At 69.8% G+C, this 8,178-nt stretch carries 7 protein-coding genes and 1 pseudogene; 3 read left to right on the top strand and 5 right to left on the bottom strand.

Annotated features, from left to right (window positions below):
- From VFF46_RS04385 to VFF46_RS04395, 3 genes are all read right to left on the bottom strand, one after another.
- Positions 1 to 655, bottom strand: a 655-nt coding sequence (locus VFF46_RS04385; RefSeq protein WP_325035712.1) for an ABC transporter substrate-binding protein, incomplete at its 3' end; no start/stop codon positions are given.
- A gap of 8 nt (positions 656 to 663) precedes the next feature.
- Complete coding sequence (locus tag VFF46_RS04390; RefSeq protein WP_325035713.1) at positions 664 to 1,806, bottom strand: mandelate racemase/muconate lactonizing enzyme family protein; 1,143 nt, start codon at positions 1,804 to 1,806, stop codon at positions 664 to 666.
- Positions 1,803 to 2,987 carry a hydroxyacid dehydrogenase gene (locus tag VFF46_RS04395; RefSeq protein ID WP_325035714.1) on the bottom strand — a complete coding sequence of 395 codons (1,185 nt, stop codon included), beginning with the start codon at positions 2,985 to 2,987 and terminating at the stop codon, positions 1,803 to 1,805. Before VFF46_RS04395 ends, VFF46_RS04390 begins: the two co-directional genes overlap by 4 nt.
- 98 nt (positions 2,988 to 3,085) lie before the next feature.
- On the opposite strand from VFF46_RS04395, the gene VFF46_RS04400 reads away from it, so the two are divergent.
- Genes VFF46_RS04400 through VFF46_RS04410 form a run of 3 tightly spaced genes read left to right on the top strand, consistent with a single transcriptional unit; the run spans position 3,086 to position 5,739 of the window.
- Positions 3,086 to 3,973: a LysR family transcriptional regulator gene (locus VFF46_RS04400; RefSeq protein ID WP_325035715.1), complete on the top strand. Its 888-nt coding sequence runs from the start codon at positions 3,086 to 3,088 to the stop codon at positions 3,971 to 3,973.
- A 29-nt stretch (positions 3,974 to 4,002) separates the two neighbouring features.
- Positions 4,003 to 4,953: an SDR family NAD(P)-dependent oxidoreductase gene (locus VFF46_RS04405; protein WP_325035716.1), complete on the top strand. Its 951-nt coding sequence runs from the start codon at positions 4,003 to 4,005 to the stop codon at positions 4,951 to 4,953.
- Positions 4,954 to 4,965: 12 nt separating this feature from the next.
- On the top strand, positions 4,966 to 5,739 hold the full coding sequence (locus VFF46_RS04410) for a putative protein N(5)-glutamine methyltransferase (RefSeq protein WP_325035717.1): 774 nt from the start codon (positions 4,966 to 4,968) through the stop codon (positions 5,737 to 5,739).
- Here VFF46_RS04410 and VFF46_RS04415 read toward each other — a convergent pair.
- Together VFF46_RS04415 and pyrH are read right to left on the bottom strand one after the other, a co-directional pair.
- Positions 5,675 to 7,669, bottom strand: a complete 1,995-nt coding sequence (locus VFF46_RS04415; RefSeq protein ID WP_325035718.1) for a translation factor GTPase family protein — start codon at positions 7,667 to 7,669, stop codon at positions 5,675 to 5,677. The genes VFF46_RS04410 and VFF46_RS04415 overlap by 65 nt on opposite strands.
- 157 nt (positions 7,670 to 7,826) lie before the next feature.
- Positions 7,827 to 8,178 (bottom strand): annotated as a pseudogene (pyrH, locus tag VFF46_RS04420) (UMP kinase); the annotation flags it as partial.

Below are 8,178 nucleotides of genomic sequence, written 5' to 3' on the forward strand. Positions count from 1 at the left end.
TCTGGTCGGCGCTCATCACGTTGCCGCCGGCGCAGTAGATCCACGAGACCAGGTCGTCGATCGCCGGCGCGCAGGTGAAGCCGTACTGCTCGCCGGGTTTCGTGAGCTGCTTCGCGAGGTCGCGGAACGTTGCCCAGGACATCGGTTCGGTCCGCGACGGAAACGGGATGCCCTGCTTCTTCAGGAGGTCCTTGTTGTAGTACATGACGGTCGGCGCGACGTCGAAGCCGATCGCGTACGTCTTGCCGTTGAAGCTGGAGATCTTCCGGCTGGTCTCGTAGAAGTCGTCGAGCCGGAGGTCCGGGTCGGCGGCGATCAGGTCGTCCAGCGGGCGGTGCGCGCCGCGGGCGGCGTACGTCGGGATCAGCGTGCCGTTCAGCGCGGTGACCAGGCTCGCCGTACCGCTGACGAGTTGCAGGTCGAGCTTGGTCGGGTAGCTGGGCGACGGGGTGAGCGTGGCGACGGACTTCACCTTGAGCTGCTGCTCGACGTACTTGCCGAAGGCGTCCCAGACCTTCTTCTCGGCGGCACCGCTCGACCACATGGACCAGGTCGCCGTACCGGCGGGCGGGCCCGACGAGCATCCGGCCGCCAGGCCGAGACCGGCCGCGCCGGTCAACTGCAGGAAGCTGCGGCGGGACAGCTTTGTGTGCATGGTTCTCCTCACCGGTAGAGCAGGTCGATCGACTCGGCGCGGATGCGCTCCTCGTCGACCTCGACGCCCAGTCCAGGGGCGGTGGGGACCGTTGCGACGGCCTTGGTGATGCTGAGCCCGTCGACGTACAGGTCGGTCAGCAGCTCCGGCCCGTTGAGCTCGGCGGGCAGGGCGAGCTCGAGCTGACTGAACACGTGCAGGGCGGCGGCGAACGCGACCCCGCAGTCGGTGAGGCCGCTGGCCAGGATCTCCAGGCCACCGGCGAGCGCGGTCTGGGCGGTCTTCAGCGCGTTGCGCAGACCACCGGACTTACAGATCTTGATCACGACCAGGTCGGCGGCGTCCAGCCGGATTGCCCGGGCAAGGTCGGGTGCGGAGAAGCTGCCTTCGTCGATCGCGACCGGCAGGTCGATCAGCCCGCGGAGCCGCTGCATGCCGAGCGTGTCGGTACTCGGTACCGGCTGCTCGACGCAGTGGATCGTGCGGACGTCGCGGGTACGGTCGAGCAACTGCCGGAGCGCCGCCGGGCGGTACGACTGGTTCGCGTCCAGCCACAACGGCTTGCCGTCGGCAACTTCCGCGACGGTCTCGATCGCGGCCGCGTCGGCGTCCAGGTCGCCGCCGATCTTGACCTTGTACGCCGCATAGTCCGACGACTGCAGCGCGTGCTCGCGGACCGCGTCCTGGTCGCCGACGCCGATCGCCGAGCAGAGCCGGATCTCGTCGTACACCTTGCCGCCGAGCAACGCGTGCACCGGGACGCCCGCGAGCTTGCCGGCCGCGTCGTGCATCGCCACGTCGACGGCGGCCCGGGCGAACGGGAAGCCGTTCGACACCGCCGGGCTGAGCCGCTTGGACGCGCGCTGGTGGAACAGCTCGACGTCGAACGGCGTCAGGTCAAGCAGGATTGGCGCCAGGTGGCGGCGGATGACGACCGCCATCGTCTCGGCGGTCTCGTAGCTCCAGCTGGGCAGTGCGCGCTGCTCGCCCCAGCCGACGACGCCGTCCTCGGTGGTCAGCTTCACGAAGATCACCGCGCCGGCCTGGTCCGGCGCGGCGCCGGGGGAGCCGACCGTACCGCTGCCGAGCACGAACTTCCGGGCGAACGGTACGGCGACCGGGAAGACCTCGACCTGCGTGATCCGGCTCATGCGGCGATCGACCAGGTGCTCGAATCGACGAAGCTGGGCCCGCGGGTACCGTCCTCGAGCCACTTGAGGGCATCGCGTACGACGTACCCGGCGAGCGCGAGGTGACCCTCGGCGGTGTCGCCGGCGATGTGCGGGGTCAGCAACAGGTTCTCCGACCTCAGGATGTGCTCGTCGAAGGTCGGCGGCTCGGGATCGTAGACGTCGAGCGCCGCGTAGATCCGGCCGTCCAGCGCGTGGTCGAGCAACGCCTGCTGGTCGATCGCCGGGCCGCGGGAGGAGTTCACCACGACCGCGCAGTCGGGGAGGTTCTCGATCAGTGCGCGGGTGATCATGCCCTTCGTCTCCGGGACGTTCGGCACGTGGATGCTCAGGAACGGCGCGCTGGCGGCGTCGTCGAGAGTCGTCGTACGGACGCCGAGCTCGGCCGCCCGGGCGTCGTTCAGGTACGGGTCGTAGACGGCGAGGTCGCAGCCGAACGGCTTCAGCATCGTGATCAGCGCCCGCGCCGTACTGCTCGCGCCGACGATCCCGACCTTGGCACCGGCGAGCTCGTGCCCGCGGTACTCCGTCTGCTTCCACCCACCACCGCGAACCGCCCCGTCGAACCGCGCCAACCGCCTGGCCAGCGTGAGCATCGCTCCCAGGCAGTACTCACCCACCGACCAGGCGATCCGCGGCCCGGCCGAGAACACCCCCACCCCCTGCGCCAGAACTCCCGGCTCGACCAGGTTCTTCACGGTCCCCGCCGCATGAGCCACCACCTTCGGGCCGCCGGCAGCCCACAACTCCTTCCCGAGCCGAGGCGTCCCCCAACTCGTCAGCAACACCTCCGCCCCGGCCGCCAACTCCGCCACCGCGGCCGGATCCAAACCCGGAGGCTTACCGGGCTGAGCAGGACCCGCCGCGTGAGCCACCACCTTCGGCCCACCGGCAGCCCACAACTCCTTCCCGAGCCGAGGCGTCCCCCAACTCGTCAGCAGCACCTCCGCCCCGTCCGCCAACTCCGCTACTGCGGCCGGATCCAAACCCGGAGGCTTACCGGGCTGTGCAGGGCCCGCCGCGTGCTGCGCGTCGGCCCAGACAACTTCGAACCGTTCGTCGAGCAACCGTCGCGTGGCTGCGTCCACGACGTCGGCTGCACGTTCCGGGGACATCAGGGCGGCAAGTCTGGGCTTCGGCACCTGGACAGCTCCTTCGGACGAGGGAATTGGCTCGACGGTAGGCGCTTTCCGTTATGCAGGTCCAAGCCCATTTCCGTATGAACCGATACCGTGCACGCATGGATCTCTCGCTCCAGCAACTCCGCGGCTTCGTCGCGGTCGCCGAGGAACTGCACTACGGCCGCGCCGCCCAGCGCCTGAACCTCACCCAACCGCCGCTGACCCGCCAGATCCAGGGCCTCGAGCGCACCCTCGACGTCCGCCTCTTCGACCGCACCGGCCGCGGCGTCCGCCTGACCGCGGCCGGCGGTGTCTTCCTCGAACACGCCCGCCGGGTCCTCGCCCTCCTCGAGGTCGCCCCGGAAGCAACCCGCCGCGCGGCCGACGGCACCACCGGCACCCTGCGCCTCGCCTTCACCGCGATCGGCGCGTACGCCGTACTCGCCGACTTCCTGACCATGGTCGGCAAGCGAACCCCCGGCGTGACGGCCGAGCTGACCGAGCTCGTCAGCCCGGCCCAGTTCGAGGCGCTCGCGAACCTGGAGATCGACCTCGGCCTGGTCCGCCCGCCGATCCCGGACCGGTTCGAGTCCCTGCTGGTCCACTCCGAGGACCTCGTCCTCGCCGTACCCGCCAGCCACCTCCTCGCCGCCGGTACCGGCGCGGTCTCGCTCGCCGACGTCACCGACGAGTACATCGGCTACAGCCCGGAGGGATCGCAGTACCTGCACGACATCTGCGCCGCGATGATCGGCATGGACCGGTACGCCGTCAGCCAGCTCGCCTCGCAGGTACCGACGATGCTCGCACTGGTCCGCGCCGGCCTCGGGTGCGCGCTGATCCCGCGGTCGATCATGGCGATGGGCGTCGAGGGCGTCCGGTACCGCGAACTCGACGCGTCCGACGCGCACTCGGTGACGCTGCACGCCTGCTGGAGTCCCGACAACCCGAATCCGGCCCTGCAGCGGCTCGCCGAGTCCCTGCGCGCCGATCCGCACTTGACTTAGAGCGAGCTCTAATTCGTACGCTCGTTGACATGACTGCACAACACAAGATCGGCTCGGGTTTCGGGCACGACAGCACCGCGGACGACGTCCTGGCCGGCCACGACCTGACCGGCAAGCTGGCGATCGTCACCGGTGGATATTCCGGTCTCGGCCTGGAGACCACGAAGGCGCTGACCAAGGCCGGCGCCCACGTCGTCGTACCGGCGCGCCGCCCGGACGCCGCGCGCGAGGCGCTGGCCGGGATCGACCGGGTGGAGATCGACGAGCTGGACCTCGGCGACCTGGAGAGTGTCCGCGGCTTCGCCGACCGGTTCCTGGCGTCCGGACGGTCGATCGACATCATGATCGACAACGCCGCGATCATGGCCTGCCCGGAGACCCGGGTCGGGCCGGGCTGGGAGGCGCAGTTCGCGACCAACCACCTCGGGCACTTCGCGCTGGTGAACCGGCTGTGGCCGGCCTTGGCCGCGGACGGCGGCGCGCGGGTCGTGTCGGTGTCCTCGACCGGGCACCGGCGGTCGGACATCCGCTGGGACGACCTGGAGTTCCGCCAGGGGTACGACAAGTGGGAGGCGTACGGGCAGGCCAAGACCGCGAACGTGCTGTTCGCCGTCCAGCTCGATGCCCTGGGCAAGGATTCCGGCGTACGGGCGTTCGCGCTGCATCCCGGCGGGATCCTGACGCCGCTACAGCGGCACCTGCCGCGCGAGGAGATGGTCGCGCTCGGCTGGATCGACGCGGACGGCAACCTGCTGAGCCCGCACTTCAAGTCGCCCGAGCAGGGCGCCGCGACCCAGGTCTGGGCGGCCACGTCACCGCAGCTCGACGGGCAGGGCGGCGTGTTCTGCGAGGACAGCGAGATCGCGGAGGTGTCGACCGACGACGCGCCGGGCGTCCGGCCGTACGCGATCGACCCGGCCGCGGCGGCGCGGCTGTGGACGGTGTCGGCCGAGCTCACCGGGGTGAACGCGTTCGGCTAGGCTCATCGCCTTGTGAACGAGATTGCCGATCGGCTGCGGGCGTCGGGCTGTGTGTTCGCCGAGGACGAGGCCGCGCTGATCGTCGATACCGCGCGCGATGCCGCCGAGGTCGCGGCGATGGTCGAGCAGCGGGTCGCCGGGGCGCCGCTGGAGTACGTCCTGGGCTGGGCGTCGTTCTGCGGGTTGCGGATCGCCGTCGAGGCCGGCGTCTTCATCCCGCGCCGGCGGACCGAGTTCCTGATCGCCGAGGCGTTGCGGGTGGTTCGGGACGGGGCCGTGGTCGTCGATCTCGGATGTGGGTCGGGGGCGCTCGGTGCGGCGGTGGCGGCGCAGCGGGCGGTGACGGTGTACGCCGCGGACATCGAGCCGGTCGCCGTACGGTGCGCCCGCCGCAATCTGGCGCCGTACGGCGGGATCGTCTCCGAGGGCGACCTGTTCGCGGCGCTTCCGGAGCAGCTGCGCGGGCGGATCGACGTACTGCTGTCGAACGTTCCGTACGTACCGACCGAGGAGATCCGGCTTCTGCCACCGGAAGCGCGACTGTACGAGCCGCGCGTCACGCTCGACGGCGGCCCGGACGGGCTCACGACTCTCCGCCGGGTCGTCGCCGGCGCGGGGGAGTGGCTCAGGCCGGGCGGCCATCTGTACGTCGAGATGAGCGACCGCCAGGCACCTCTGGCCCAGCTGGTGATGGCCGCCGTCGGCATGACGGCCGAGGTCGTCACCGACGACGACCTCGGCGCAAACGTGGTGCATGCGTTAAACCCGGCGCTGCACGTGCAGTAGGTATTCGCGCCGGTTGAGCGGGTCGTGGGTCCGTGCGCGGGCGACTCGGTACCTGGCCTGTCACCGGTTGGTAGCGGTCGAACGCCGACTCCAGCACGCCCTCACCGCGGGTGAGCGCGGGGAGTTGCTGCTCCAGTTCGTACACGGCGGCCGCGGGGATTTCTCCTTCCAGGGTTGAGGTTTCCGCGGCCAGCGCCGGTACTTGCGGGATCGCCCGGAGCCGGGCGAGGGTCGCGAGTACGGCGCGGGTCGTGTCGGTCGGGATCTCCAGCCGGAAGTGGTGCATCGGCTCGTGCACCGTCGTACCGGCCTGCTGGATCGCCGTCATCAGGACCAGCGGGGTGAGCAGCCGGAAGTCGCCGGCGGTACTCGACATGCTCTTGTCGAACACCGCGTGCGCGTGGCTCTGCCGGGCGGAGTACCCCGAATGTGTCATCACCACGTGCGCGTCCGGGATCTGCCAGCCGTGCAGGCCCTCGTGCAGGGTCTCGCGGACGGTCTCCTCGACGGCCTTGACGAACGCGTACGGCATCGAGCCGAGCTCGACCTCGAGCGCGAACGTGACGCCCGCGTCCACCGGCGCGGGCTCGACACGCAGCCCGACCGTCGCGAGGAACGGGTTCGCGTCCTTCTTGTTGAACTCGACGGCGTGCCCGGTGCCGGCGAGCCGCTCGACGCAGATCGTGGTGGTCTCCCGGAAGTCGACCGCGATCCCGTACTCGGTGGCCAGCGTCGTCTCGATGACCTCCTTCTGTACTTCGCCGTACAGCGACACGTACGTCTCCTGGCGGAGGTCGTCCTGGCGCAGGTTGATCAGCGGATCCTGCTCGGCCAGTTGGGTGAGCGCGACCTGCAGGTTGCCCTTGTCGGACGGCCGCCGCGCCGTCACCACGGTCTCCAGGGTGGGCGGCGCGAACCTTGCCTGGATCCGGCGGCTGCTTGCCGGATGCTCGGGATCGGTGATGCTGTCGCCGATCTGGATGTCCGGCAGACCCCAGAGCTTGCCGATCTGCCCGGTGCCGAGCGTGCCGCCGTACGTCGCGCCGTACGTCTCCAGCGCGGTGATCTTGCCGTCGGTGTCGCCGTACCGCACGCGGTCGCGGACGGACGCCGTACCGGCGAACAGCCGCACGTACGCGATCTTCTCGCCGGACGGGCCGCGCTCGACCTTGAAGACCGTGCCGTCGAGCGGTCCGGCCGCCGTGCCGGCGCGGGGGAGGAGGTCCCGGATCCCGTCCGCGAGGGCGTCGGTGCCGGCGCCGGTGATCGCGGACCCGAAGTACACGGGGTGCACGATCACCTGCCGGGTCTGGCGCGCGAGTACGTCGTGCAGCCCGAGCGGCGCGCCGTCGACGTACCGCTGGAGGAGATCGTCGTCGTGCTCGGCGAGTACATCGAGGAGCGTGTCCTCCTGCACGATCGCCTTGAACGCCGCCTCTGGGGTGCCGAGGTACGCCGCCTCGCCCATCGGCACGATCGCCGGGGTCAGGCGCGCGGCGATCTGCCGCAGCACACCGTCGTACTGCGCACCCGGCCGGTCGAGCTTGTTGACGAAGATCAGGGTCGGGATCCGCAGCCGCTGCAGCGTCCGCATCAGGATCCGCGTCTGTGCCTGCACACCCTCGACGGCCGAGATCACCAGCACCGCGCCGTCGAGCACGCTCAACGCTCGCTCGACCTCGGCGATGAAGTCCGGGTGTCCCGGGGTGTCGATCAGGTTGATCTGCACGTCACCGATCGCGAACGTCGCGACCGCGGACTTGATCGTGATCCCACGCTGCCGTTCGAGCGCGAGCGAATCGGTCTGGGTACTTCCGTCATCGACGCTACCGACGGCGTCGATCACTCCCGCGGCAAACAGCAGCCGCTCGGTCAGACTGGTCTTACCGGCGTCGACATGCGCCAGGATCCCAAGGTTCAGTATTTCCACGCAGCTTCATGTCCTTCGAACAGGTGTCATCCATTTCCATGCCAGACATGAAGCGAGGTCGCATGACGGACTCCTATCAATCACCTGTTCGCACAACTCCCCTCGAGTACACCAACTCCTCCCCGAGGGAACAAACCATTTAGCCCGGCCCTACATGTCAGTTGATCAGGGTGCCGACGGGGGTGCCGGGGTGCTGGTTCGGGTCGGCGTCGTACACGCCGTCGGTGCCGTTCTTCGCGACCAGGAGGGCGTCGGCCTGGAGCTCGATCGCGCGCTGGACGGACGGGTAGTCGGTCGTCGTGAAGGGCTGACCGTTGCCGCAGGCAAGCAGGACGATGGCGCCCTTCTCCAGGTGCCGCAGCGCCCGAAGCCGGATGTACGGTTCGGCGAGGTTGTTGATCGGGATCGCGGTCATCAGCCGTACGTCGTCCGCGCCGAGCGCCGTGAGCCGGCCGCGGAGCAGCACCGCGTTGATGACCGTACCGAGCATGCCGATGTTGTCGGCCTCG

Source organism: Kribbella sp. (genome assembly GCF_035655035.1).
Classification (GTDB): Bacteria; Actinomycetota; Actinomycetes; order Propionibacteriales; family Kribbellaceae; genus Kribbella.